This window comes from Mycobacterium sp. NGS56, assembly GCF_059812425.1.
Genome location: NZ_JCALCQ010000003.1, coordinates 461,057 through 487,421 on the forward strand (window position 1 = coordinate 461,057; position 26,365 = coordinate 487,421).

Annotated in this window: 22 protein-coding genes; 5 read left to right on the forward strand and 17 right to left on the reverse strand. The window is 69.1% G+C overall.

Annotated features, from left to right (window positions below; translation table 11 throughout):
• Nucleotides 1-91: 91 nt before the first annotated feature.
• The 13 genes from AC5Y4F_RS12325 to AC5Y4F_RS12385 all read right to left on the reverse strand — a co-directional run bounded on the left by AC5Y4F_RS12325 (nt 92) and on the right by AC5Y4F_RS12385 (nt 17,087).
• A complete protein-coding gene (locus tag AC5Y4F_RS12325; protein WP_067932049.1) occupies nt 92-1,066 on the reverse strand; it encodes a cell division protein FtsQ/DivIB in 975 nt (324 codons plus the stop codon).
• Nucleotides 1,063-2,529 (reverse strand): UDP-N-acetylmuramate--L-alanine ligase, encoded by a 1,467-nt coding sequence (gene murC / locus AC5Y4F_RS12330; protein WP_067932048.1) that lies wholly within the window; start codon nt 2,527-2,529, stop codon nt 1,063-1,065. Before murC ends, AC5Y4F_RS12325 begins: the two co-directional genes overlap by 4 nt.
• Complete coding sequence (gene murG / locus AC5Y4F_RS12335) at nt 2,526-3,752, reverse strand: undecaprenyldiphospho-muramoylpentapeptide beta-N-acetylglucosaminyltransferase (RefSeq protein ID WP_499996918.1); 1,227 nt, start codon at nt 3,750-3,752, stop codon at nt 2,526-2,528. Before murG ends, murC begins: the two co-directional genes overlap by 4 nt.
• On the reverse strand, nt 3,749-5,404 hold the full coding sequence (ftsW, locus tag AC5Y4F_RS12340; RefSeq protein ID WP_067932045.1) for a putative lipid II flippase FtsW: 1,656 nt from the start codon (nt 5,402-5,404) through the stop codon (nt 3,749-3,751). The genes murG and ftsW overlap by 4 nt, the downstream gene beginning before the upstream one ends.
• 8 nt (nt 5,405-5,412) lie before the next feature.
• A complete protein-coding gene (gene murD / locus AC5Y4F_RS12345) occupies nt 5,413-6,882 on the reverse strand; it encodes a UDP-N-acetylmuramoyl-L-alanine--D-glutamate ligase (protein ID WP_499996920.1) in 1,470 nt (489 codons plus the stop codon).
• Complete coding sequence (mraY, locus tag AC5Y4F_RS12350) at nt 6,882-7,961, reverse strand: phospho-N-acetylmuramoyl-pentapeptide-transferase (RefSeq protein WP_067932041.1); 1,080 nt, start codon at nt 7,959-7,961, stop codon at nt 6,882-6,884. Before mraY ends, murD begins: the two co-directional genes overlap by 1 nt.
• Complete coding sequence (locus tag AC5Y4F_RS12355; protein ID WP_499996921.1) at nt 7,958-9,571, reverse strand: UDP-N-acetylmuramoyl-tripeptide--D-alanyl-D-alanine ligase; 1,614 nt, start codon at nt 9,569-9,571, stop codon at nt 7,958-7,960. Before AC5Y4F_RS12355 ends, mraY begins: the two co-directional genes overlap by 4 nt.
• Complete coding sequence (locus tag AC5Y4F_RS12360; protein WP_499996922.1) at nt 9,568-11,169, reverse strand: UDP-N-acetylmuramoyl-L-alanyl-D-glutamate--2,6-diaminopimelate ligase; 1,602 nt, start codon at nt 11,167-11,169, stop codon at nt 9,568-9,570. Before AC5Y4F_RS12360 ends, AC5Y4F_RS12355 begins: the two co-directional genes overlap by 4 nt.
• A 123-nt stretch (nt 11,170-11,292) precedes the next feature.
• Nucleotides 11,293-13,368, reverse strand: coding sequence for a peptidoglycan D,D-transpeptidase FtsI family protein (locus AC5Y4F_RS12365; RefSeq protein WP_067930572.1), 2,076 nt, complete (start codon nt 13,366-13,368; stop codon nt 11,293-11,295).
• Nucleotides 13,365-14,603 carry a cell division protein FtsL gene (gene ftsL, locus AC5Y4F_RS12370; protein WP_499996924.1) on the reverse strand — a complete coding sequence of 413 codons (1,239 nt, stop codon included), beginning with the start codon at nt 14,601-14,603 and terminating at the stop codon, nt 13,365-13,367. The genes AC5Y4F_RS12365 and ftsL overlap by 4 nt, the downstream gene beginning before the upstream one ends.
• A complete protein-coding gene (gene rsmH, locus AC5Y4F_RS12375) occupies nt 14,600-15,865 on the reverse strand; it encodes a 16S rRNA (cytosine(1402)-N(4))-methyltransferase RsmH (protein ID WP_499996925.1) in 1,266 nt (421 codons plus the stop codon). The genes ftsL and rsmH overlap by 4 nt, the downstream gene beginning before the upstream one ends.
• Nucleotides 15,840-16,271, reverse strand: coding sequence for a division/cell wall cluster transcriptional repressor MraZ (mraZ, locus tag AC5Y4F_RS12380; protein WP_067352892.1), 432 nt, complete (start codon nt 16,269-16,271; stop codon nt 15,840-15,842). Before mraZ ends, rsmH begins: the two co-directional genes overlap by 26 nt.
• Nucleotides 16,272-16,685: 414 nt before the next feature.
• Nucleotides 16,686-17,087 (reverse strand): SCO2097 family morphological protein, encoded by a 402-nt coding sequence (locus AC5Y4F_RS12385; protein ID WP_067930577.1) that lies wholly within the window; start codon nt 17,085-17,087, stop codon nt 16,686-16,688.
• A 324-nt stretch (nt 17,088-17,411) separates the two neighbouring features.
• Between AC5Y4F_RS12385 and AC5Y4F_RS12390 the strand changes: the two genes are divergently transcribed.
• Nucleotides 17,412-18,020: a GNAT family N-acetyltransferase gene (locus AC5Y4F_RS12390; protein WP_499997080.1), complete on the forward strand. Its 609-nt coding sequence runs from the start codon at nt 17,412-17,414 to the stop codon at nt 18,018-18,020.
• A gap of 108 nt (nt 18,021-18,128) precedes the next feature.
• On the forward strand, nt 18,129-18,818 hold the full coding sequence (lppM, locus tag AC5Y4F_RS12395; RefSeq protein ID WP_156749909.1) for a lipoprotein LppM: 690 nt from the start codon (nt 18,129-18,131) through the stop codon (nt 18,816-18,818).
• Here the strand turns inward: lppM and AC5Y4F_RS12400 are convergent, their stop codons facing one another.
• Entirely contained in the window at nt 18,819-19,715 is an 897-nt protein-coding gene (locus AC5Y4F_RS12400; RefSeq protein WP_067930583.1) for a mycobacterial-type methylenetetrahydrofolate reductase, read from the reverse strand.
• 254 nt (nt 19,716-19,969) lie between these two features.
• Between AC5Y4F_RS12400 and idsA2 the strand changes: the two genes are divergently transcribed.
• Together idsA2 and AC5Y4F_RS12410 are read left to right on the forward strand one after the other, a co-directional pair.
• Nucleotides 19,970-21,019 carry a bifunctional (2E,6E)-farnesyl/geranyl diphosphate synthase gene (gene idsA2, locus AC5Y4F_RS12405; RefSeq protein ID WP_499996927.1) on the forward strand — a complete coding sequence of 350 codons (1,050 nt, stop codon included), beginning with the start codon at nt 19,970-19,972 and terminating at the stop codon, nt 21,017-21,019.
• 4 nt (nt 21,020-21,023) lie between these two features.
• Entirely contained in the window at nt 21,024-22,565 is a 1,542-nt protein-coding gene (locus tag AC5Y4F_RS12410; protein WP_499996930.1) for an alpha-(1->6)-mannopyranosyltransferase A, read from the forward strand.
• Between the two features lie 9 nt (nt 22,566-22,574).
• Here AC5Y4F_RS12410 and AC5Y4F_RS12415 read toward each other — a convergent pair whose 3' ends face one another.
• Entirely contained in the window at nt 22,575-22,979 is a 405-nt protein-coding gene (locus AC5Y4F_RS12415; protein ID WP_067352868.1) for an Rv2175c family DNA-binding protein, read from the reverse strand.
• A gap of 175 nt (nt 22,980-23,154) precedes the next feature.
• On the opposite strand from AC5Y4F_RS12415, the gene AC5Y4F_RS12420 reads away from it, so the two are divergent.
• The gene (locus AC5Y4F_RS12420; RefSeq protein WP_499997084.1) at nt 23,155-24,372 is read left to right on the forward strand and encodes a protein kinase domain-containing protein; all 1,218 of its coding nucleotides are present in this window, start codon (nt 23,155-23,157) and stop codon (nt 24,370-24,372) included.
• 5 nt (nt 24,373-24,377) lie between these two features.
• On the opposite strand, the gene AC5Y4F_RS12425 is transcribed toward AC5Y4F_RS12420, so the two are convergent.
• Both AC5Y4F_RS12425 and AC5Y4F_RS12430 read right to left on the reverse strand, forming a co-directional pair.
• The gene (locus tag AC5Y4F_RS12425) at nt 24,378-25,766 is read right to left on the reverse strand and encodes a class II 3-deoxy-7-phosphoheptulonate synthase (protein ID WP_067930593.1); all 1,389 of its coding nucleotides are present in this window, start codon (nt 25,764-25,766) and stop codon (nt 24,378-24,380) included.
• A gap of 88 nt (nt 25,767-25,854) precedes the next feature.
• Nucleotides 25,855-26,349, reverse strand: coding sequence for a polyadenylate-specific 3'-exoribonuclease AS (locus AC5Y4F_RS12430; protein WP_067930596.1), 495 nt, complete (start codon nt 26,347-26,349; stop codon nt 25,855-25,857).
• Nucleotides 26,350-26,365 lie beyond the last annotated feature (16 nt).

Genomic DNA, 26,365 nt, shown 5'->3' on the forward strand with positions numbered 1-26,365 from the left:
ACGCGTCCCGCAAATTTTGGGCAATTTTGGCGTGGCGGGCGGCGTGGGCGCTGGTCCGCGAACACCGAGCGCGCCGACGTGATGAAGATCGCTACTTGACCGTCGGCAGGTCCGGGCTGGACACGTCGTAGACCTTGCCGGGCTGGGTCAGCAGCGCGGCCAGCTTTTCGGCCTTCTCGTCGGTGCGGTCGGTGGTACCCCAGATCACCACCCGGCCATCGCCCAGCGTCAGCGTGATCGAGGCGACCGACGGCGCGGCGACGTGGCCGACCTGGCCCTCGACCTCGGGACGCAACGCGGTGAGCACCTGCAGGGCCGCCTTGGTGGCCGGATCGTCCGGGCCCGGATCGGCGACATCTAAATACGGCAGCGCCGGTGGCGGCGGCGCCGTAGCGAAGTCGACTCCGTCCCGGTCGAAAAGATGCGGACCGTCGGGAAAGTCCTTGACGGCCACCGGGACTCGCTCGACGATGGTGATCCGCAGCGCCGACGGATACTGGCGCTGCACCCGCGCGCTGGCCACCCGCCGGATCGCGGCCACCCGGTCTGCCACCTGGCTGGTGTTGATCTGCAGCAACGGCGTTCCGGGCCGCACCCGCGCCGCATCCAGGACCTCTTCGCGGGTCACCACCCCGGTGCCGACGACCACGATGTTGCGGGCCGCCATCGCGGGCGTGAAATAGAGGATCAACGCCAGCCCGACGCCGACGATCACCAGCAGGACGGTTGCCAGCAGCATCTTGAGGCCCCGAACGACGCCCCGTGCAACGGGTTTGGGTTCAGTGGCCAGCCGTCCGCTGGCCCGGCGCTTCGCCTCGCGGCGCGCGTCTTCGATGGCCCTGGCGCGGGCCTGGGCGGCGCGGCGTTCGGCCCGCTCCCGGCGGGCGCGTCGGCGTGGCCCCTCTACCTCGGCCTGTGCCGCCTCGTGATCGTCAGCCGCGCGGTCCGGCTGGCCCTCGCTGGTTCCGGTGACGAGCGGCTCGGTGACCGGGTTGTCGCCAGCAGGCTGGGCTCCGGCTTGTTCGCCAACCAGGTTGGCCGGGACGGGGTCGTCCGGTTGCGTCATCGCAACGCCCCGGGGGCGCTGCGATTGGCCCGCACGCGCAAAGCCGTGACGATCTCGGGCCCCAACAGCGTCACATCGCCGGCTCCCATGGTGACGATCACGTCACCGGGCCCGGCGACGGCGGCGACCTGCTCGGCGGCCGCGGAGAAGTGCGGGAGATAGCGCACCGGCGCACTGACGTGCTCTGCGACGCTGGCCCCGCTGACGCCTGCCAGCGGTTGTTCGCGGGCTCCGTAGACGTCGAGAACGAAAACCTCGTCCGCCGCATTCAGCGCGCGCCCGAACTCCTCGGCAAAAGCCTTTGTCCGCGAATACAAATGGGGCTGAAACACCGCGATGCTGCGGCCGTCACCGCTCTGCTCGAGCAGGGTGCGGACCGCCGCCAGCGTGGCGGTGATCTCCGTGGGGTGGTGGGCGTAGTCGTCGAACACCCGCACCGAGGCCGCACCACCGACCAATTCGAATCGGCGGCGCACGCCCTCGAAGCCGGCCAGGCCGTCCAGCACCGCGTCGACCGGGGCGCCGATCTCGATCGCCGCCACTAGCGCGCCCATCGCGTTGAGCGCCATGTGACGGCCGGGCACGGACAACCGCATCACCCGCGGATGCTGCTCCGGGTCCAGCTCGGGGGCCAGCCGAATCTGCGCGACGGCTTCGGTGCCCTGCTGTTGCCACGATGCCAATGTCGCGACCAGTTCGTCGCCGGAACCCGCGGATCCATATCGCAGGACCCGGATGCCCAGCTCGGCCGTGCGCCGTGCCAACTCGGCCGCCCCCGGGTCGTCGACGCACACCACCAGCGCCCCGCCCGGGGCCAGTCGCTCCACGAAGGCGTCGAACACGGCGACGTAGGCGTCGGCGCTGCCGTAGAAGTCCAAGTGGTCGGTCTCGATGTTGGTGACCACCGCGACGTTGGGCGTGTATTCCAGCAGCGAGCCGTCACTTTCGTCGGCCTCCGCCACGAAGCAGTCGCCGCTGCCGTGGTGGGCGTTGGTGCCTGCCTCCCCCATCTCGCCACCGACCGCGAAGGACGGGTCACGCCCACAGTGCTGCAGCGCCACGATCAACATCGACGTCGTCGTCGTCTTGCCATGGGTGCCGGTGACCATCAGGGTGGTGCGCCCGTTCATCAGCTTGGCCAGTACCGCGGGCCGCAGGATCACCGGGATGCCGCGCCGGCGGGCCTCGACGAGCTCGGGGTTGGTTTTCGGGATCGCGGCGTGCGTCGTGATGACCGCGGTGGCGCCGCCGGGCAAGAGATCAAGCGAGGCCGCGTCGTGCCCGATGTTGATCTGCGCGCCCCGGGCGCGCAGCGCGTGAATGCCGCGGGACTCCTTGGCATCCGAGCCGGATACCAGGCCGCCGCGGTCGAGCAGGATGCGGGCGATGCCCGACATGCCGGCTCCCCCGATGCCGACCATGTGCACCCGCTGTAGCTCGGGCGGCAGCTGGTCGGTGCTCACGGCTTCCCTCCGGCCGCCGAGCGGCCGAGCCGCGCGTGCCTGGCGATGTCCAGTGCCGCCTGGGCGACCTGGCGCGCCGCATCGGGATGTCCCACTCGCGCGGCGGCGGTGGTCATGGCCGCCAGCCGCGCCGGGTCGCCCGTCAACCGCGCTACTTCGCGGGCGACCAGCTCGGGCGTCAGGTCGGCGTCGGCAACGATCATGCCGCCGCCGGCGTTGACCACCGGCAGGGCGTTGAGCCGCTGCTCGCCGTTGCCGATCGGTAGGGGCACGTAGATGGCCGGCAATCCCACCGCGGAGACCTCTGCGACCGTCATCGCACCGGACCGGCAGATCACCAGGTCGGCGGCCGAATAGGCGAGGTCCATCCGGTCGAGGTAGGGAACCGCCACGTACGGCGGGTCTCCCGGCTGGGGTGCGCGCAGGTCGAGCGTGTTCTTGGGGCCGTGCGCATGCAGGACGGCCACGCGGGCGGCGGCCAGCTCGGCGGCCGCCCCGGAGACCGCCCGGTTCAGCGAGACCGCGCCCTGCGAGCCGCCGAACACCAGCAACACCCGGGCGTCGTCGGCGAAACCGAAGTAGCGGCGCGCCTCGTCGCGCAGCGCCGCGCGGTCCAATGAGGTGATGGCCTCGCGCACCGGCACCCCGACCACCTCGGCGCCCGGCAACCCGCAATCGGCCACCGCGGAGAGCACCCGCTCGGCGGTGCGGGCGCCGACCCGGTTGGCCAGCCCGGCGCTGGCATTGGCTTCGTGAATCACCACCGGGACCCGGCGCTTGCGCGACGAGACACCGCGCGCGGCGAGATAGGCCGGCAGCGCCACGTACCCACCGAAACCGATCACCACGTCGGCGTCGACCGCGCTGAGCACGGCACGGGTTTCCCGGACCGCCCGCCACACCCGCGACGGCAGCCGGGCCAGGTCGCCACTGGGTTTGCGCGGCAGCGGCACCGGAGTGATCAGCTCGAGGTCGTAGCCGCGTTCGGGGACCAACCGGGTCTCCAGCCCCCGGGCGGTGCCCAGCGCGGTGATCCTGACCTGGGGATCGAGAGCGCTCAGCGCGTCGGCGACGGCCATTGCCGGCTCGACATGGCCGGCGGTTCCACCACCGGCGAGCACCACCGACAGTGGCTTGAGAGGCTTAAAAGGCGACAACGCGGCACCGGCGGGCAAAGGGTTTCCCCCCCGCCCGCCGGTCTGCTTGTCGACCGTGTTGTTCACCCGTAACGCTGACCTTCCAGTGCGCGAGCGCGTCGTGGTTGACGCTGGCCGGCCGCCTGACTGACGCGGCGTTGGCCAGATCCATGATGCCTCGCCCGTGATCGGGCGCTGCCGCCAGTCTGGCGAGCCGGCCGACCGGCCGTTCGCGCTGGCGCCGGCCGCGGCGGCGGTTCGGTCTTGCGGGGAGTCTTGCGCCCGGGCGTGCCAGCCGCCTTACGCGACGTTTCCGGTGACTTCGGACGAGCGCGCTTGCGATCGCGGGAGGATTCCAGGCGCGTGGGCGAGTACGGCTCGGGCAGCGGCAGCCGCAGGATCCGGTTCATCTTGTCGTCGCGGCCGGCGCGCAGCGCGGCCACCGCCTCGGGTTCGTGACGAGCCGCGTTGGCCATGATGCCGATCATGAAAAGTGTTGCCGCGGTGGAGGTTCCACCGGCAGAAATGAGCGGCAGCTGAATACCGGTGACCGGGAGGATGCCGATCACGTAGCCGATGTTGATGAACGCCTGGCCCAGCACCCACATGGTCGTGGTGGCGGTCAGCAGCCGCAGGAATGGGTCGGCCGAGCGGCGGGCTATCCGCATCCCCGTGTAGGCGAACAGGCCGAACAGCACCAGCAGCGCGAACGCACCGACGAAACCGAGCTCTTCGCCGATGATCGCGAAGATGAAGTCGTTGTGGGCGTTGGGCAGGTAATTCCATTTGGCCACGCCCTGGCCCAGGCCATCGCCGAAGACACCGCCGTGCGCCAGCGCGAATTTGGCCTGTCGGGCCTGGTAGCCGGTGTCCTGCGGGTCGTTTTCGGGATTGATCCAGGACCGCACCCGCTCCGATCGGTACCCGGCCGACATGGCCAGGACGGCGCCGGCCACGAAGACCGCCAGCAATGAGGTGACGAAGACGCGCAGCGGCAGTCCCGCGTACCACAGCAAAGCCAGCAGGATGATGCCCAGCGATACGGTCTGCCCCAGGTCGGGCTGTGCCACGATCAGGGCCAGCGCGATCACCGCCGCCGGCACCAGCGGGATCAGCAGTTCGCGCAGACTGCCCCGCTCGAGACGACGGGCGGCCAGCATGTGGGCGCCCCATATCGCGAAAGCGATTTTGGCCAGCTCGGACGGCTGCATCGAGAATCCCGCGACCACGAACCACTTACGAGATCCGTTGGCCAGGTTGCCGATTCCGGGAACGAGCACCAGCACCAGCAGGATGACGGTGACGACGTAGCCGGTGAACGCGACGCGACGGATGAACCGCACGGACATCCGCAGCGAGGCGTAGCAGGCGACGAGGCCGATCACGGTCCACAGCACCTGCTTGCCGAAGATCACCCAGGCCGACCCGTCGGCGTCGTAGGACCGCACGCCCGACGCCGACAGCACCATGATCAGGCCCAGCGTGGTCAGCAACCCGGCCACAGCGATGATCAGGTGAAACGACGTCATGGGCCGGCCCAGCCAGGCGCCGAACCGGCCGTGCGAACCGCCATCTTTGGCGGGGGTCTTGTCTTTCTTGGCCTTTTGCGGCTTGGCGGCCTTTTTGCCATCGGCTTCCGCGGTGTCGTCCGTGGCGTCGTCGACCGGTCCGGGCTCGGCCGCGGCGATCTCGGTGGTGTCTTTGCCCCGGCCAAGCAACCGGGTCAGTGCGTTACCCACGCCCCGCCCTACCGCAGCGCCGCGCGCACGGCGGACGCGAATGCGTCGCCACGATCGGCGTAACCCGCGAATTGGTCGAACGATGCGCCGGCGGGCGCCAGCAGGACGGTGTCACCGGGCTTGGCCAGGGTACGTGCCGCGGCCACCGCCGCGTTCATCACCGCCGTAGCCAAGTCGTGGCCCGACTGTTGCACTTCTGTCACATCTGCCTCAAAAACCACAGCAGTCGCATCCATATCAGCATCCTCGCCTGTCACAACCTGCAGGACGGGGACATCCGGCGCGTGTCGCGATAACGCGTGTGCAACCTGTTGCCGATCTCGGCCGATAAGCACCGCCCCGACCAGGTGCGACGACATCCTGGCGACCTCGGCGTCGACCGACGCACCCTTGAGCAGACCGCCGGCGATCCAGACGACGCGTGGATAGGCCAGCACGGACGCCTCGGCGGCATGGGGGTTGGTGGCCTTGGAGTCGTCGACGTAGGCGATGCCGTCGGCGACGGCGACGACTTCGGCCCGGTGCGGGCCCACCCGGAAGGAGGCGATCGCGGCCGCGATCGCGTCGGCCGGCACGTCGACGCAGCGGGCCAGCGCCGCGGCGGCCAGCGTGTCGAGCACTCCGACCGGCCCGGGCACCGGGATGGAGTCAACCGGCAGCAAGGCCAGGTCGTCGGCGAAGGCGCGGTCGACCAGACGGCCGTCGCGCACGCCCAGCTCCCCCGCCGCCGGTTCGCCCAATCGGAAGCCGACCCGCACCGGTGCCCGGGCGGTGTCCAGCAGCGCCGCCGCCCGGCCGTCGTCCAGGCCCACCACCGCCACCCGGCCGTCGAGCACCCGCGCCTTCGCTGCGGCGTAGGCCGCGAGGCTGCCATGCCAGTCCAGGTGGTCTTCGGCGATGTTGAGCACCACACCGGCCTCGGGTTTGAGCGAAGGGGCCCAATGCAATTGGAAACTGGACAGCTCGACCGCCAGCAGCTCGGCCGGTTCTTCCAAGACGTCGAGCACCGGGTCGCCGATGTTGCCGCACAGCAGGCTGCGGCGGCCGCCGGCGGTCAGCATGGCGTGCAGCATCGCCGTGGTGGTCGTCTTGCCGTTCGTCCCGGTCACCACCAGCCAGCGGCGTGGCGCCCCGTAGTGGCCCGCCGCGTCGAGCCGCCAGGCCAACTCCACGTCACCCCAGATCGGCACCCCGGCCGCCGCCGCGGCGACCAGCAGCGGTGCGGTGGGCGCGAAGCCGGGGCTGGCGACCACCAGGGCATAGCGCGAGATCTGCTCGATGGCCGTAGACGTGGACGCGGTCGCCGCTCCCGCGTCGGCGTAGCCGCGCAGCCTGTCCGGGTCGTCGTCGCACAGCGTCGGTGCGGCCCCGAATCTCCTCAGCGCCGCCAGCACGGCCTTGCCCGTCACCCCGCCGCCGGCCACCAGCACCGGCGCGCCGGGCGTCAAGGGGTCTAGGGGGGCCTCAAGAGGGCTCATCAGGCACCGATCGCGCCCAGCCACTCACCGTAGAAGAGGGCAACGCCCAGGCCGCAGGCGATCGCGGTGAGCAGCCAGAAGCGGATGATGACCGTGGTCTCGGCCCAGCCGGCCAGCTCGAAATGGTGGTGAAAGGGTGCCATCCGGAACACGCGTCGTCCGGTGGTGCGAAAAGTCAAGATCTGCAACACAACCGAGCTGACCTCGGCGACGAACAGCGAACCCAGCACGACGGCGAGGATCTCCGTGCGGCTGGTCACCGAGATGCCGGCGATGATGCCGCCCAGGGCCAGCGACCCGGTGTCGCCCATGAAGATCTTGGCCGGCGCGGCGTTCCACCACAAAAAGCCGATGCAGGCGCCCGCGGTGGCGGCCGCGACCAGCGCCAGGTCCAGCGGATCGCGCACGTTGTAGCAGCCCAGCCCGGGGGCGGTGACGCAGGCGTTGCGGTACTGCCAGAAGGTGATCAACACGTAGGCGGCGGTGACCATCGCCATGCTCCCGGCGGCCAGCCCGTCCAGGCCGTCGGTGAAGTTGACCGCGTTGGACCAGGCGCTCACGACGACCACACAGAACAACACGAACAGGCCAGGTGCCAGGGTGACGGTGGCAATCTCGCGCACATAGGACAGGTCCGCGCTGGCCGGTGTCAGGCCGCTGTTACTGCGGAACTGCAGCGCCAGCACCCCGAAGAGCACCGCGGCGGCAACCTGTCCGACGGTCTTGGCCGTCTTGTTCAACCCGAGATTGCGCGACCTGCGGATCTTGATCAGGTCGTCGAGGAATCCGACGCCGCCGAGCACGGTGGCCAGGCCGAGCACCAACAGGCCCGACACGGTGACGCCTTCCCCGTCGAAGGCCATCCCGGCCAGGTGCGTGCCCAGGTAGCCCGCCCAGATGCCGGCCAGAATCGCCACGCCGCCCATCGACGGGGTGCCCCGTTTGGCGTGGTGGGTCGGCGGCCCGTCCTCGCGGGTGTGGTGGCCGAATCCCTGCCGGGTGAACAACCGGATCAGTGCCGGGGTCAGCAGGATTGACACGGTCAGCGCGATGGCGACGGCGATGAGGATCTGCCTCATGCGCGCGCCCCGCCCTCTTCTGATGGTGACGACCCGCTTCGCCCGGCTTCGCCGCCCTCGCGATCATCACGTGCCAAGGCGTCGGCCAGCGCACCGAGCCCCGCCGAGTTGGACGCCTTGACCAGGACGACGTCGCCGGGTTGCACCTCGGCCCGCAGTAACGCCAGGGCGGCGTCGCTGTCGGGGACGTTGACGGCCCCTTTGTCGGCTGCGCCCCAGGAACCCTCCATGACCGCTCCGTGGTGCATGGCGCTCATCGACCTCCCACTTCCCACGACAACGAGTCGAGACACATCTAAGCGCACGGCGAGCCGGCCGATGCGATCGTGCTCGACTATCGCGTCCTCACCGAGCTCGGCCATCTCGCCGAGCACGGCCCAGCTCCTGCGCTTTTCGGCGGGGCTATGCTCACCGCCTTCGCCCCCGCCGTGGGCGATCCAGGCCAGCGCCTGCAACCCGGCCCGCATGGAATCGGGGTTGGCGTTGTAAGCGTCGTCGATCACGGTAACCCCGTCGGCGCGAGTGGTGACCTGCATGCGGTGCCGCGACACGGGGCCCGCGCCGGCGAGTGCGGCCGCCACCTGTTCGAGGTCGGCGCCGCATTCCAGCGCCACCGCGGCGGCGCACAGCGCGTTGTCCACCTGGTGATCGCCGTAGACGCCGAGTTGCACGGACACCTGCGCCACCCCGGACGTGTCGCGCCGGTGCAGCGTGAACCGCGGCCTGGCCAGCTCGTCGAGTGACACCGGCCCGGCCCACAGGTCGCTGGGGCCGGCGTCGGTGTGCTCGGCACGGCTGACCCGGACCACGCGGGCGGCGGTCACGTTCGCCATGGCCGCCACGGCCGGATCATCGGCGTTCAGGATCACCACGCCGGAAGCCGGAACAGACTGCGGCAGTTCGGATTTCGTCTGGGCGATGGCTTCGCGTGAGCCGAACTCACCAAGGTGCGCGGTGCCGACGTTGAGGACCACCCCGATGCAGGGCGTGGCGATTTCTGCGAGCGCGGCGATGTTTCCGGGATGGCGGGCCGACATCTCGAGAACCAGGTAGTCGGTGTCCGCCGTCGCGCGCAGCACCGTCCACGGGTGCCCCAGTTCGTTGTTGAACGACCCGGGCGGGGCCACCACCTCACCGAGCGGTGCCAGCACGGCGGCCACCAGGTCCTTGGTCGAGGTCTTTCCCGAAGATCCGGTGATGCCGACGATCATCAGCCCGCCGGCCACCAACTCGGCGGCGACCGCTTGAGCCAGCTTGGCCAGCGCGCCGAGCACCGCCGCGCCGGAACCGTCGGAGTCGTGCTCGAGAATTCCGGCCAGCCCACGCTGCGGGCGCGCCGCCGGCGGTTGCGGGGGCACCACGATGGCCGGTACGCCGACCGGTCGCGCCGCCAGGACGGCGACCGCGCCGGCGGCGACCGCCGAGTCCGCGAAGTCATGCCCGTCGGCTCGCGCTCCCGGCAGCGCCAGGAACAGCCCGCCCGGCTTGACGGCGCGTGAGTCGAATTCCACCGTTGCGGTGACGTGACGCCGCGCCGCATCGTCCGGGGAGATGTCGGACAGGGTCCCCCCGACGATGTCGGCGATCTGGGCGACGGTCAGGTCGATCAACGCTGTGCCCCGTATAGGTCCCGCAACGCCTCGGCCAGTTCGACCCGGTCGTCGAAGGGACGGGTGTGTCCGCCGGCGCGCTGCCCGGTTTCGTGGCCCTTGCCCGCGATCAGCACCACGTCACCGGGGCCCGCCCAGGCGACCGCGTGCCTGATCGCGTCGCGCCGGTCGGCGACCTCGACAACCTCTGCCGCGCAATCACTTTCGATAGCACCGGCCAAGATTTGCCGGCGGATCGAGGCCGGGTCCTCACCGCGCGGATTGTCGTCGGTGACGACGACCAGGTCGGCCAGCTCGGCGGCCGTGGCCCCCATCGGCGCCCGTTTGCCCGGATCGCGCTCGCCACCGGCGCCGAACACCACCGCCACTCGGCGGCCCGGGCGCACCAGCGTGGTCAGCACCGCACGCAAGGCGCCCGGTTTGTGCGCGTAGTCGACCAGCGCCAGGAAATCCTGGCCGGCGTCGATCTGTTCCATGCGTCCCGGCACGCGGGTCTGCCGCAATCCGGGTGCCGCCTGCTCCGGCGACACCCCCACGGCATCCAGAAGGGCCAGTGCCATAAGGCAATTGGCGACGTTGTAGTGGCCGGGTAGCGGGACTGCGACCTGATGCCGTGCGCCGGCGGGATCGACGACGGTGAATTGTTGTGCGCCGGCGCCCATCGGGACCACATCGACGGCGCACCAGTCCGCGGGCTGACCCTCGGCGCTGACGGTGATCGCGTCGCCGGCCCGACCCGCCATGGCACGGCCGGCCTCGTCGTCGACACACACCACGACGCGGCGCGCCCGCAGCGACGAATCCGGTTCGAACAGCAAGGCTTTGGTGTTGAAGTAGTCTTCCATGGTCGGGTGAAAGTCGAGGTGATCGCGCGACAGGTTGGTGAAACCGCCCACCGCGAAGCCGGTTCCGTCCACCCGGCCCAACGCCAGCGCATGGCTGGATACCTCCATGACGACGGTGTCCACGCCCTGTTCGGCCATGGCCGCCAGCATCGCCTGCAATGCGGGGGCCTCCGGAGTGGTCAGCGCGCTGGGAACGTCGGCACCGTCGATGCGAATGCCGATGGTGCCGATCAGCCCTGCCGTGCGGCCGGCGGCGCGCAGACCGGATTCGACCAGATAAGTGGTGGTGGTCTTGCCGGACGTGCCGGTGATGCCGATGACGGCCACCCGTTCGGACGGATTGCCGTACACCGTGGCGGCCAGGCGGCCGAGCACGCTGCGGGGGTCCGGGTGCACCAGCGTCGGGACGGTGGGGGCGCCGGCCGCGGCCATCTCGGCGATTCCGCTGGAATCGGTCAGCACGGCGACCGCGCCGCGTTCGACCGCGTCGGCGGCGTAGCGGGCCCCGTGGGTGGTCAGACCGGGCAGCGCGGCGAACAGGTCACCGGGCAGCACGTCCTGGGCGCGCAGCGTCACGCCGGTGATGGTCACGTCGGGCACGGCGGCGTCCTGGCCTGGACCGCCGGCCAAGGCCGCGCCGACCTGTTCGGCGAGCGTCTGCAGCCGCACGCCCGCGGCGGCGCTGGGGCGTAACCCAGTGGGCACCGGCACCACTTCTCCGCACACCTCCCTCCGACGCTGCGTCATCCTCATGATCGGCCATGACACCCTACCTAGCCGCAACCGGACATGAGGCGATCCGCGTACCCATGGGGCCGCCACGCGCCCTCGGCTCCGCCGCCCTGGCGATCGCCCGGAAATATGGGCGGCGAGCCGCTAGGTGGCCTGCAGTGTCAGCGGCGGGCCGGGGTCGGGCGACAGCGGCACGTTCTCGCGCTGCATGAGCCAGCCGGCGATGTTGTGGAACAGCGGGGCCGCGGAGTGACCCGGCGTGCCGTCGGCGTTTCGCTCCGGGTTGTCCATCATGATGCCGATCACATACCGCGGGTTGTCGACGGTGGCCATTCCGGCGAACGTGATCCAGTAGACGTTGTCGAAATAGCAGCCGCAGGCCGGGTTGATCTGCTGTGCGGTGCCCGTCTTGCCGGCCATCTGATAACCCGTCACGGCGCCGGCAGGCCCGGTGCCCTGCTGGTAACCCATCGGGTCCTTTTGCACGACGGCACGCAGCATGTTGCGCACGGTCTGCGCCGTCTGCGGCGACACCACCCGCACGCCTTCCGGACGCGGCTCCTCGGTGCGCGTGCCGTCGGGCGCGATGGTTGCCTTGACGATTCGCGGTGGCATTCGCAGCCCGTCGTTGGCGATCGTCTGGTACATCCCGGTCATCTGCAACAGCGTCATCGAAAGGCCCTGCCCGATGGGCAGGTTCGAGAAGGTACTGCCCGACCACTGGTCAATCGGCGGCACCAGTCCGGCGCTCTCACCCGGCAGACCCACGTTGGTGCGTTGCCCCAGACCGAATTTACGGACCATGTCGTAGAAACGCTCTGGGCCGACGCGCTGCGCGAGCATCAAAGTGCCGACGTTGGAGGACTTTCCGAACACCCCGGTGGTGGTGTAGGGCATCACGCCGTGTTCCCAGGCGTCGTGGATGGACACCCCGCCCATCTGGATGGTGCCGGGGACCTGCAACACCTCATCGGGATTGGACAGGCCGTACTCGATCACCGACGATGCGGTGATCACCTTGTTCACCGAGCCGGGCTCGAACGGCGAGGACACCGCCAGGTTGCCCAGCTGCTTGTCGGCCTGGCGCCCGATGTCCTGCGAGGGGTCAAAGGTGTTGTCGTTGGCCATGGCCAGCACTTCGCCGGTCTTGGCGTCGAGCACGACGGCCGAGACATTTTGCGCGCCGGACACATTCTTGGCCTGCTGAACCTGCTGCTGCACGTAGAACTGGATGTCGTCGTCGAGCGTCAGCTGGACCATCGAGCCGTTGACCGCCCGATGCCGGTTGCGGTAACTGCCGGGGATGACGACACCGTCGGATCCGCGGTCGTAGGTGACCGAACCGTCGGTGCCCGACAGCACCGAGTCCATCGCCTCTTCCAGTCCCAGCAGGCCGTGCCCGTCCCAGTCGATGCCACCGACGATATTGGCCGCCAGCGATCCGCCCGGATACTGGCGCAGATCCTGGCGTTCTGAACCGACCTCGGGATACTTGTCCGAGATCGCGCTGGCGACAGCGGGATCGACGGCGCGCGCCAGATAGACGAAGTTGTCGTCGGTTTGCAGCTTCTTCAAGACGGTCGCCGCGTCCGGCTTGTTGCCCAGGCGGCTGGACACTTCTTTGGCGATATCGCGCAGGCGCTGCTGTGGGTCGGGGGCGGTCGAGTTCTTGGCCTTGGCTTCCTCTAGCTGCTTGCGGATCCGTTTGGGCTGAAACGTCAGCGCACGCGACTCGATGGTGAAGGCAAGCTGGTCTTTGCGACGGTCGATGATGCTGCCGCGAACGGCTTTTTCCACGTCGGTGACCTTGAGCTGACCGGCGGCCTGGGCGCGCAGCGACGGGGCGTTGGTCACCTGCAGGACGAACAGCTGGGCCGCGGCCATCAGCATCAACACCAGAATGACCACGTTGCCGGCCCGATGCCGGAACACGAATGACCCACCGCGGCTGGTCAACTCCACGATCTGGCGGGTGCGGCGTTCCCGCGCCGAGTGCCCGGCCGCCACCGCCTCGGACCGCCGGGCCGCCCCGCCGTTCTTGGCTTGCTTGGCTTTGCGGAATCGCTTCGACTCACCAATCTCTCGGCCGGCGTCGGCCTGCTGAGTCTTCAGGCGTCGCTTGGATTGCCGTACGCCCTTGGCCTGCAAGTCCTTACGGGGACCACGTGTCGGCCGTGCGGACTGCGACCGTCGTGCCCGCGGGGATTCACCGCGGCTCACCTGGGCACACCTGGCGGCGCGACGACCGCAGGTCCGGGCAGGCCGTTAGCCGGCGCGGCGGGGGCTACCGGTTGAGGCGGCGCCGCCGGACGGCCCAACTGCAACGGGACCGGGATCTCGGCGGGCAACGGCGCGGGCACCTGGCCGGGAGCCGGAATCGGCAGCCCGGCCAAGGGAATCGGCACCTCGGCGGCCGGCGCCGCAGGGGTCGCGGGCGCGGCCGGCATGGGCAATCCCGGCGTCGGCAACCCGGGCAGCGCACCGGTGGCCGGTGCAGCGGGCGTGCCGGGCACCACACCCGTCGCCGGTCCGCCTGGCATGCCGGGCAGCGTACCGGTCACCGGCAGCCCGGGGGCGGCAGGCGCGCCGCGCACCGGAGCCGCCGGCGCCAGATGTTGACCGCCCACCGTCGACGCGCCGTCGGGAGCGCGCAGCAGTGCTTCGGGCCCGGACCTGGCCGGGGCGGGGCCGCCGGGGGCCGGCTCCACCGGGGTAGCGACCTCCGGCGCAGCGGCCGGCGGCTTGGGGGGTTGCGGCGCCTCGTCGGGAAGTTTGGTGTTCAACGGCGGCGGTGGAACGCCGTCGGCCGGCTTGGGTGTGCCGACCACCACCCAGTTCCCGGACGGGTCCTGGACCAGGTGCGCGGTGTCGCGGCTCGGGATCATGCCCTGCTTGCGGGCCGCCTCCGCGAGCGCCGGGGCGGCCTCCGCCTCGCGCACGTCACGCTCCAGCGCTTCCTTCTGCTGCTGCAGCAAGCGGTTCCGCTCGCGGGCGTGGCTCAACTTGTAGGAGCGTTCGGCGGAGTCGGTGGACAGCCACAGCGTGAGCCCGAGGCCGATGCCCAGCGCACCGATGATCAGGACGACGAACGGTACCTTGCTGGCCAACGTCCGCGGCCGCAGGTCGACCGAGGCCAGCCGGGCGGCCAGCCGCTCGGTCAGGCGAGGGCGAACCACCTTGGGCGCTTTGGCTTTCCGCGCTTTGGCTCGCGCCTTGGCCTGGCTGGCGTTCTTGGGCCGTGCCTGCCGCTCAACCGGCCGGGCGATGGGGCTGGTCTGCGGCCCGGACTTGGGCGCGCGGGCTTCGCGGGCGGGCGCCGAGGACCGGCCGCCTCGGGCGCGCCGCGCCGATCCGGACTCCGCCGCCGGACGCGTGCTGCGCCGGGCAGCACCCTCGCGTCCGGCCCGACGGTCGCTGCCACCACGCCGTTTCGACGTCTCGCGTTCTGCTCTCATGCGTCGCCTCTCCCCCTAGCCTGCCCTGATGCCATTCGTTGCAGCGCCCGCAACCGAACGGCTGAGCTGCGGGGATTGCGTTCGATCTCGGTGGCGCCGGCGCGTTCGGCACCGTGTGTCAGGGACCGGAATCGCGGCTCATGGCCGGGAAGCTCGACCGGCAGGTCCACCGGCGTGCGCGACGCGGCCGCCTGGGCGAAGAGCCGCTTGACGATCCGGTCCTCCAGCGATTGGTAGGCCATCACCGCGATGCGCCCCCCGACGTCCAGGGCATCCAGGGCGGCGGGGAGCGCGCGGCGCAGCGTGTCCAGTTCGTCGTTGACCGCGACCCGCAGCGCCTGGAAAGTCCGCTTGGCCGGATGTCCGCCGGTGCGCCGCGCCGCGGCCGGAATCGCTTCGTACAGCAGGGCTACCAGGTCCGAGGTCGTCGTGAACGGCGCACGGGCACGTCGGCGCACAATGTGCGCGGCGATGCGACGTGCGAACCGCTCCTCGCCGTAGCGATGCAAGATGTTGGCCAGCTGCGCCTCGTCGTAGGTGTTGACGATGTCGGCCGCGGTCAGCGGCGACGTGGGATCCATTCGCATGTCCAGTGGTGCGTCCTGCGCGTAGGCGAAGCCTCGGTCCGCGCGATCCAGCTGCATGGACGACACCCCGAGGTCGAACAGCATCGCGTCCACCGATTCGTTTGCCGCATAACCTGATTCGACCAGAGCGGCAGCAATGCCGTCATAGCGCGTGTGCACCAGCGTTACCCGATCGGCGAAGTCCGCCAGCCGCGCCCGGGCGATGTCCAGCGCGCTGGGATCGCGGTCGAGTCCGATCAGCCGCAGCCCCGGCAGATCGATGAGGAACCGTTCCGCGTGTCCGCCCGCGCCGAGGGTGGCATCGAGCAGCGTCGCCCCCGCGCCGTCGGGGTGGTGACGGGTGAGCGCGGGACTGAGCAGTTCGACGCAACGTTCCAGCAGGACGGGAACGTGCCCGTAATCGCCGGAACTCGAATTCTCAGCCACCGCAACGCCTCCACGGATCTGCCGGCACCCGTCGGCCACCCGGGTCCCCACGAGAAGGGTCCTCGCGCCGAGTCGAGCCTGTGCCGCCCGGACGGGCCTCACCGAGCGCTCGGGAAGATGGGCAGCCCCTGCATCGAGGTCTCTGACCGAAGTCGCGAACCTGGCGTTGGGGAAGTACGCCAGGGTCGGTTCGGGCAGAGGCCACGTTGCACGGGCATGCGCCTCAGATGATGTCGCCGAGTGCTTCATCGCTGGCCGCGGAGAAGTTCTCTTCGTGGGTCTGCTGGTAGTCCTGCCAGGCCTGCGCATCCCAGATCTCCAGGTTGTCGATCGCGCCGATGACCACGCAGTCCTTCGAGAGGTTCGCGTAGCGCCGGTGATCGGCCGACAACGTGATCCGGCCCTGCGCGTCGGGATGCTGCTCGTCGGTGCCGGCCGCGAGGTTACGGAGAAACGCCCTGGCCTCGGGGTTGCTCCGCGAGGCCTTGCTCGCACGGCGGGCCAACTGCTCGAATTCCGCCCGCGGATAAACGGCGAGGCTGTGGTCCTGGCTCTTGGTGACCATCAACCCCCCTGCCAGCGCGTCGCGAAACTTGGCGGGCAGCGTCAGCCGCCCTTTGTCGTCGAGTTTGGGCGTGTAGGTGCCGAGAAACACCAGCTCACCTCCCCTGTGGGGTCACCCAAACACTGCAGCCACCATACCCCACAATCCCCCACTACGCCCCATCTTTGGGTGTTGGGGTGGCGTTTTCCGGCGTTATCCGTCGTCAGGACGCCGTCAAAGCGCCGCAGAGGGTGTGTCGAGCGGATGGTCGGGGGTGTTCAGGAGCGCCAGTCGAACCCCGTCTACCAGGGAGAACGCGCAATGTGGGGCGTTATGGAGGACTCTAGTGGGGCGCGGTGGGGGGTAAATGCAGAGACGCGCCTCGGTTAGGGCTCGATTGAGCCGCAAAACGGCATCGGCTGGTTGATCGTGAGGGACCGGATGGCCGGCCGCCACCGAGCCTTGAAAAACGCCCTGAAAAACGAATCGGGGCAGCCGCTGGCTACCCCGAATGTGCGGATACGCCTAGCCGTCGAAGCGGCGGCGGAACCGATCCTCCATGCGGCTGGTGAACGAACCCCCGCCCTTGTTACGGCGCTGACGCAGCGAGGTGGGAGCCGCCCCGGAATGATCGGCCCTGCCGGACAAGCGCGGACCGGTGATCGCGAAGATCACGCCGCCGAACATCACGATGAACCCAAAGACGCTGAGAATAGGGAAGGTTCCGATCATCGTCGCCCTGAAGGCCACCCCGGAGACCAGCATCGCCAGGCCGACGACGAACAGCGCCACGCCCTGCAGCCGCCGACGGGCGGTAGGTGCACGAAACCCGCCGCCGCGAACGCTTGACGCGAACTTGGGGTCCTCGGCGTAGAGAGCGCTCTCGATCTGATCGAGCATCCGCTGCTCATGATCGGAGAGTGGCATTCGTCCCTCCTTGCCGACGGTGTGGCACGTGACCTGGTAACACGCAGATGCCCTTTGCCGGGGCAACTAATTGAATGATACGAGGTCGATCTGCCCCATACCACTGGTTCGCCGCCGATTCTATCCCGGCCTCCCGCCGGCGCTCCGCCGGACCGGAACGGCCGTGCGCTACAGGGGCTTCCCCAACCGGGGTGGTCCGCGGTCCGATGCCACGACCGCCCGCCCAGCCGTGGCGTATGGGTCCGATAATGGGCAATGGGGTCCACGGCGACCACACCGAGGCGCCGCATGAGCCTGGACGAGCGACGAGGAGGAGACCGCACGTTGGCGATATTCCTCATCGATTTGCTTCCCCACGAAATGGAGCGTCGTCTGGATGACGCCCTGGCGGTGTACGTCGATGCGATGCGCTACCCACGGGGAACCGAGAACCAGCGCGCCGCGATGTGGCTCGAACACATCCGGCGACGGGGATGGCAGGGCGCCGGCGTCGTCGAAATCCAGGAAGCCGAAGACGCAGCCGCACAGCCGCCGTCGGCGCAAGACTTGGCCGGCGCGCCGCTGCTCGGTGTGGCCTACGGCTATCCCGGCGCACCCGGGCAATGGTGGCAGCAGCAGGTAGTGCTGGGCATGCGGCGCGGCGGCGCGCCGCCCCAAGAGATCTCCCGGCTGATGGAGAGCTATTTCGAGTTGACCGAGTTGCACATCCATCCCCGCGCCCAGGGCCGCGGTCTCGGCGAGGCGTTGGCGCGACGCCTGCTCGCCGGTCGCGCCGAGCAGAATGTGCTCCTGTCCACGCCGGAAACCAACGGTGAGCCCAACCGCGCCTGGCGGCTGTACCGGCGCCTGGGTTTCACCGACGTCATCCGGGGCTACCACTTCGCCGGCGACCCGCGGGCGTTCGCCATCCTGGGCCGCAAGCTCCCTCTCTAACACCCGAAGTCGGCACAGATCCGAAGACTCCACTAAGTGGCACATCGGATCTGGCACGATGACCTGGTGCGAGCCAGCTCCCTCCCGCCCCGCAGCCGAGGATCCCGGGTGTTCCAAGCTCGGCGGCGCCGCCTGACGGCCATCGCCATGTTGCTGCTGCTGGTGCCGCTGGCCACCGGATGCCTGAGGGTCAGGGCCTCGCTCACCATCTCCGCCGATGACCTGGTGTCCGGCGAGATCGTCGCCGCCGCCAAACCCAAGACGTCCAAAGACACCGGTCCACAACTGGACAGCAACAACCTGCCGTTCAGCCAGAAGGTCGCGGTGTCGAACTACGACAGCGACGGCTACGTCGGCTCGCAGGCGGTGTTCTCCGATCTGACGTTCGCGGAGTTGCCGCAGCTGGCCAACATGAACTCCGACGCCTCCGGGGTGAACCTGACGCTGCGGCGCAATGGCAACCTGGTGATCCTGGAGGGACGGGCGGACCTGACGTCGCTGACCGACCCCGAGGCCGACGTCGAGCTGACGGTGGCCTTCCCAGGCGTGGTGACCTCCACCAACGGCGACCGGGTCGAACCCGACGTGGTGGCGTGGAAGCTCAAACCGGGCGTGGTGACCACCATGACCGCCCAGGCCCGCTACACCGACCCCAACACCCGGTCCTTCACCGGAGCGGTGGTGTGGCTGTGCATCGCGTCGTTCGCGGCCGCGGGCGTGGTGGGGGTGCTGGCCTGGGTCAGCCGGGATCGGTCACCGCGGCTGACGGCGCCGCGCGACCAACCGCCGCCTGGCTGACTAGTCGGGCCGGACCGGTGACCAGTAGGCGAGCATCTCCGCGAACGTCTGGAAGGCCGGTCCGGAATTCCCGTAGGTCGCCTCTAGATGAATGCTCAGCGGGAATCCGAGCTCGGCGACCCCGTCGATAACGCGTTTGTAGAGGTCGACCATCTGCTGGCGCTTCTGCGCGGGTTCGCCGGCGGCCAGCTTCTTGACGAATTCCTGCTCGCCTGCCACCGCCGGGTTGCCCGGGTCCTGAATGAGCCAGTTGATCAGTCCGACCCGGCTCTCCATCTTCGGTACGAAGCCGAACGACAGCAGGATCTCCGGCCGGTGGTCGGTCTCTTTGGCGAACTCGCTCAAGAAGCCCACGATGGCGTCGGAGTACAACAACTGGGTCATGCCGTAGGTGGCACCCTGGTCGCACTTGAAGTTGAACCGGCCGTGTTCGCCGTCCCGGGTGGGGATCAAGATGACGCCGCGGTTTTTCACCAGCTCGCGGTAGATCGACAGGGCGTCGGTGGGCGCCACGCCGGAGCCTTCGCCGTCGTTCATGGTGCGCGGCACGCCGACGAACACAACGCCTTCCATGCCGGCCGACGTCAGCTCCGTCAGCCGGGCGCGCAGCGACGGCTCGTCCATGAACGCGGTGACCTGCGTGCACAGGCCCTTGATGCCGGGCAGTTCCGGCTTGACGACCGACCAGAAGTCGAGCACGTCCAACTTGGGTTTCATCTGAATGGGACGGTCGTCGTCCTCAGCGATGATCCCGGGAATCATCACGTGCCGGATCCGGCCGTCGAGCCCGGATTCGGCGGAATTCCGCACCACTTTCTGCGCCTCTTCAAGTGCCCGCTGCCGACCTTCGTCGGCGTTCGGCGGCACCAGCTCGAGCGCAATGGTGTTGAGGGTCACGCGGCTTCTCTCCATCTGACGACTCCCGGGGCGCCCTGGGGCCGCCCGGTTTCCGCGGGCCCAGCGCACCCGCCAGCATAGGGGCGGGTTAATGAGACAGGCGAAGCAACTGGGTCGGGCGGTCCGCGTCATGTGCGAAGCGGCTCGGCCGGCGCGGCGAATACACTGATCGGGCCTGGAATACCAGCCAGCCGAGAGCAGAAAGGGGTGCCGCGCTGAGCCTAGGAGCTTCAGAAGCAGCGGCAACCGTCGAGTTGACCGGCGCCATCACCGACCAGTTGCGGCGGTACCTGCAGGACCGTCGCACCGAGACGGCGTATATCGGTGAGGAGTACAGCGGTCTGATCGCCGCGCTGGAAGATTTCGTGCTCAACGGGGGTAAGCGGCTACGGCCCTTGTTCGCCTATTGGGGCTGGCGCGCCGTGACCACCGAAGCCCCCGATGAGCAAGTGCTGCTGCTGTTTTCCGCGCTCGAGCTATTGCACGCGTGCGCGCTGGTGCACGACGACCTGATCGACGGCTCCTCAACCCGCAGGGGCCGGCCGACCACCCACGTGCAGTTCGCGAAACTGCATCACGACCGGCGATATCACGGCTCGCCGGAGCAGTTCGGCATGTCGGCCGCCATCCTGCTCGGTGACCTCGCACTGGCCTGGGCCGACGACATCGTCCTCGGCGCCGACTTGACGCCTCAGGCCCAGCGGCGCGTGCGCCGGGTGTGGGCGAACATCCGCACCGAGGTGCTCGGCGGGCAGTACCTCGACATCGTCGCCGAGGCCAGCGCGGCCGCATCGATCGCGTCGGCGATGAACGTCGATACCTTCAAAACCGCCTGCTACACGGTGTCTCGGCCGCTGCAGCTCGGGGCGGCCGCAGCGGCGGACCGGCCTGATGTCCACGACGTCTTCAGCCAATTCGGGACCGACCTGGGGGTGGCGTTTCAGCTGCGCGACGACGTCCTCGGGGTTTTCGGCGACCCAGCGGTCACCGGTAAGCCGTCCGGAGACGACCTGCGATCGGGCAAGCGCACCGTGCTGCTGGCCGAGGCGGTGGAACTGGCGGAGAAGTCAGATCCGTTGGCGGCCAAACTCTTACGGACCTCGGTCGGGGCCGGGCTGACCGACGCGCAGGTGGATCGGCTGCGGGACGCCATCGAGTCGGTGGGGGCTCTGGCCGCCGCCGAACAACGGATCGCCGCGCTGACCCAGCGGGCACTGGCCACACTGGCGGCCGCGCCCATCAACACCGCGGCCAAAGCGGGACTGTCTGAATTGGCCAAGCTGGCCACGAACCGGTCCGCCTGAGCCGATGACGACGCCCACGGACACCTCGGCGGCGGATTCGCCAGCGGCCGAACCCTCTCGAGGCGAATGGTTTTCGCAGCTGAAGGCCTTCGTGGCCGCGGGCGACTCCCGTCCAGCGAAGCTGGGCATGCTGGGATCGGCGCTGATCACCCTGGGCGGGCTGGGCGCGGGCAGCACCCGCCAGCACGATCCGCTGCTCGAGTCAATGCACATGTCCTGGTTGCGGTTTGGCCACGGCCTGGTGCTGTCGTCGATCGTGTTGTGGACCGGCGTTGGCCTGATGCTGATCGCGTGGCTGGGCCTGGGCCGTCGGGTGCTGGCCGGCGAGGCGAGCGAGTTCGTCATGAAAGCCACCACCGGCTTCTGGCTGGCCCCGCTGCTGGTGTCGGTGCCCGTCTTCAGCCGGGACACCTACTCATACCTGGCGCAGGGCGCGCTGCTGCGCGACGGGCTGGATCCGTACGCGGTCGGTCCCGTCGCCAACCCGAACGGCCTGCTGGACAACGTCAGTCCCATCTGGTCGATCACGACCGCACCCTATGGCCCGGTGTTCATTCTGGTGGCGAAGATCGTCACCATCATCGTGGGCAACAACGTGGTGGCCGGCACAGCGTTGCTGCGGCTGTGCATGCTGCCCGGCCTGGTGCTGTTGATCTGGGCGACGCCCCGCCTGTCGCGCCATCTGGGCGCCGACGGTTCGACGGCGCTGTGGATCTGTGTGCTCAACCCTCTGGTGCTCATTCATCTGATGGGCGGCGTGCACAACGAGATGCTCATGGTGGGCTTGATGGCCGCCGGTATCGCGCTGATGTTCGGTGACCGCCACGTTGCGGGCATCACGGTGCTCACGATCGCCATCGCGGTCAAAGCCACCGCGGGCATCGCGTTTCCGTTTTTAGTGTGGGTGTGGATGCGGCGGCTGCGCGATCGGCGGGGATATCGGCCGGTGCCAGCGTTTTTCATCGCGACGGCGTTATCGATGTCGATCTTCACCGTGGTCTTCGCTGTCGTGTCCGCGGTGGCCGGCGTCGGCCTTGGCTGGCTGACCGCGCTGGCCGGATCGGTGAAGATCATCAACTGGCTGACGGTGCCGACCGCGGCTGCCAACCTGATCCACGCGATCGGCGGTGCGTTCTTCCCGGTGAGCTTCTATCCGATCCTTCGCGTCACCAGGCTGATCGGCGTCGCGATCATCGCGGTTGCACTACCGCTGTTGTGGTGGCGGTTCCGCCGCGACGACCGGGCCGCGCTGACCGGTATCGCGTGGTCGATGCTGATCGTGGTGCTGTTCGTGCCCGCCGCGCTGCCCTGGTACTACTCGTGGCCGCTGGCGATCGTGGCCCCGCTGGCGCAGTCCCGACGGGCGGTCGCGATCATCGGCGGCTTGTCGACCTGGGTGATGGTGATCTTCAAACCCGATGGCTCGCATGGCATGTACTCGTGGCTGCACTTCTCGCTGGCCACTGCCTGCGCGGTGATCGCCTGGTACAGCCTGTATCGAGCTCCCGCGCGCCAAGCCGAGCAAGCCGACGTCGCCGCCGGATAGTGAACGAACTCAGCAAGCCATCGCTTGCGCCCGGCGCACGACTTCCCGCGCCTGGTGGGCGTGCAGGGCGTCGACGGGGCGGGCGTTGTTGAGGGCATCCCGGCTGCCGTCCCGGGTGACCGTCAACGAGGGATCTCGGGTGAACAACCAGCGCACGATCTCCGTGTCGTGATAGCCGCCGTCGTGCAGGATCGTCAACAAACCCGGCAGGCTTTTGACCACCTCACCGGATTTGGTGAAGAACAGCTGCGGCACCACCAGGCCCTCCTCGCGCCGCACCGCAACCAGGTGCCCATCCCGGAGTTGCTGATGCACCTTGGTGACCGGCACCCCCATCAATTCGGCGACCCGCTTCAAGTCATAAATCGGCTCGTCGGGCTCCAGCACATCGTCGCCGGCAGGAATACTGCTCATCCGGGCAAGTGTATTCCTAGATTCCGACCTTGAACCCGGTTCTGCCGGGCAATCCTGCCAGCGCACATACGATGGCCCCGTGGCCAAAGCTGAATCGCCCGGCCCTTCCCCGCGAGCGGGCGCGACCCCGGCCTCGGGCCGGCCCGGACCGCCCCGTCGCCAACCCGTCGATCCGTTGGACAACGCTTTGCTGGACGGCCGCTACCTGGTTCAGTCCAGGATCGCCAGCGGCGGCACGTCAACGGTGTATCGCGGCCTGGACACCCGGCTCGACCGCCCCGTGGCGGTGAAGGTGATGGATTCGCGCTACGCCGGCGACCCACAGTTCCTGACCCGGTTCCAGCGTGAGGCCCAAACAGTGGCCCGGCTCAAGGATCCCGGGCTGGTCGCGGTCTACGACCAGGGCCTGGACGCCCGGCACCCGTTCCTGGTGATGGAGCTCATCGAGGGTGGCACGCTGCGCGAGTTGCTGGGTGAGCGCGGACCCATGCCGCCGTACGCGGTAGCAGCCGTGCTTCGTCCGGTGCTCGGCGGGCTCGCTGCGGCGCACCGGGCCGGCCTGGTGCATCGCGACGTCAAGCCCGAGAACGTCCTCATCTCCGACGACGGCGAGGTGAAGATCGCCGACTTCGGCTTGGTCCGCGCAGTCGCGGCGGCCGGAATCACCTCTGCCAGCGTGATTTTGGGCACCGCGGCATACCTGTCGCCAGAGCAGGTGCGAGACGGCGACGCCAGTCCGCGCAGCGACGTCTACTCCGCGGGGATCATGACCTACGAGTTGCTGACCGGACGGACGCCGTTCACCGGCGACTCGGCGTTGTCGCTTGCTTATCAGCGGCTGGACACCGACGTGCCGCCGCCCAGCGCGGTCATCGACGGTGTGCCCGCGCGGATCGACGAATTCGTGCGGCGTGCGACGGCCCGCGAGCCGGCCGAGCGGTATGCCGACGCCATCGAGATGCGCGCCGACCTTGATGCGATCGCCGAAGAGCTTGCGCTACCGGACTTTCGGGTGCCGGCGCCACGAAACTCCGCGCAGCACCGGTCGGCGGAGCTGCAGCGCAGCCGCGACGCCCAGCGACCGGCCGCTGCGCAACGGCCGGATCCGGCCGGCCCGACGCCGGTGCGTCACCCCACTCGCCGGATGACGCGGGGCCCCGAGGATTGGTCGGAGCCGAAACCCCCCGCGCAGGCCGACGACCAGCCCGAGGGCGACTACGAATACGGGCCTGTCACAGTTGAATTCGCGGGCATCCCGATCAGCGAGTTCGTGTGGGCGCGCCAGCACGGACGGCGCATGGTGCTGGTCTGGGTGGCGCTGGTGTTGGCGATCACCGGGCTGATCGCCACCGCGGCGTGGACCGTCGGGAGCAACCTCAACGGACTGCTTTAGATAGATCAGTCGCGCAGCATCTCGGCGACGAGAAAGGCCAACTCCAGCGACTGCTGGGTATTCAGCCGTGGATCACACGCGGTTTCGTAACGACCGACCAAGTCCATGTCCGAAATGTCTTGCGCCCCACCCAGACACTCGGTGACGTTCTCGCCGGTGATCTCGACGTGGATGCCGCCCGGATGGGTGCCCAGCGCGCGGTGCACTTCGAAGAAGCCCTGGACCTCGTCGACGATGCGGTCGAAGTGGCGGGTCTTGTAGCCGTTCGACGACTCGTGGGTGTTGCCGTGCATCGGGTCGCACTGCCAGATCACCTGGTGACCGGTGGCTTGGACCTTCTCCACAATCGGGGGCAGCAGATCGCGAACCTTGTTGTTGCCCATCCTGCTCACCAAGGTGAGCCGGCCGGGCTTGTTGTGCGGGTCGAGCCGCTCGACGTATTCGACGGCCAGTTCGGGGGTGATCGTAGGGCCGATCTTGACGCCGATCGGATTGGCGATCACCTCGGCGAAGGCGACGTGGGCTCCGTCGAGCTGGCGGGTGCGCTCGCCGACCCACACGGTGTGCGCCGACAGGTCGTACAGCAGCGGTTCGCCGCTGTCGCTTTCCGACAGGCGCAGCATGGCCCGCTCGTAGTCGAGCACCAAAGCCTCGTGGCTCGCATAGATGTCGGCGGTCTGCAGGTTGCGGTCGGCCACGCCGCAGGCGCTCATGAAGCGCAGGCCGCGATCGATCTCGGTGGCCAGCGCCTCGTAGCGGGCGCCGGCCGGCGAGGTCCGGACGAATTCCCGGTTCCAGTCGTGCACCAGATGCAGCGAGGCCAATCCGGAGGACGTCAGCGCGCGAACCAAGTTCATCGCCGCGCTGGCGTTGGCGTAGGCGCGCACCAACCGCGACGGGTCGTGCTCGCGCACGGCGGCGTCCGGGGCGAAGCCGTTGATCATGTCGCCGCGGTAAGACTTCAACCCCAGCGCGTCGATGTCGGCCGATCGTGGCTTGGCGTACTGCCCCGCGATGCGGGCCACCTTGACCACCGGCAGGCTTGAGCCGTAGGTCAGCACGACCGCCATCTGCAGCAGGGTGCGCACGTTGCCGCGAATGTGGGGTTCGGTGTTCTCGGTGAACGTCTCCGCGCAGTCGCCGCCCTGCAGCAAAAACGCCTCCCCGCGCGCCACCTGGGCGAGCTGCTCCTGCAACCGGGCGACCTCCGAGGGCACCGTCACCGGCGGCACACTCTCCAGGACCGTACGCATCGCCGACGCCTGGTCGGCAGGCCAGCTTGGCTGCTGGGCGGCCGGTTTGGCCAGCGCGGCATCCAACCGCGCCCGCAGATCGGTCGGCAGCGGCGGCAGCGGCGGCAGCTGATCGATCGGTATGTCGACGGTCCAGTTCATCGGTTCATCTTAGCTGGGGCGCCGCCGCCCCGGGTCAAGGCTGATCTGCGCGAACGTGACTCGGCCCGCGGCATTTCGCCCGCTGTCTTCAACCTGCGGATGTGATGAGCCGGTATCTGCGGAGCTGATCGCGCGCATCGACGAGCGCATCATGCGCATCCGACGACCGCGGCGGCAGCCGCGGGCTGCCCCGGTCTTCCCATAGTTGCCGCAGTTCGCGGGTGAATCGGGGGATGGATCGCGGCAACTCCGGCATGGCCCCCCACAACTGGCACAACGCCACGTGGTCGTAGGCCGCGACCCACGCCCACAGCTCGATCGGTTCGGCGGCCGCCTGCTCAGAATTTATGCCGAAGAAGTCCTCCAGGTCGTCCCGGATCTGCCGGCGGGAGCGCCACTGCCGCGACGCGGGCGACGGCAACTTGGGCAGCACGTTGGCGCGCACCCAGGGGCCGGCGCGCTCGGGATCGAATTCGGTGGATACCGCGTAGTACTCACGGCCGTCCTCGGCGGCCACCCCGATCGAGATCAGGTCGATGGTGCGGCCGTCCTCGATGAATTCGGTGTCGTAGAAATACCGCACCCGGGAAGCCTAGACC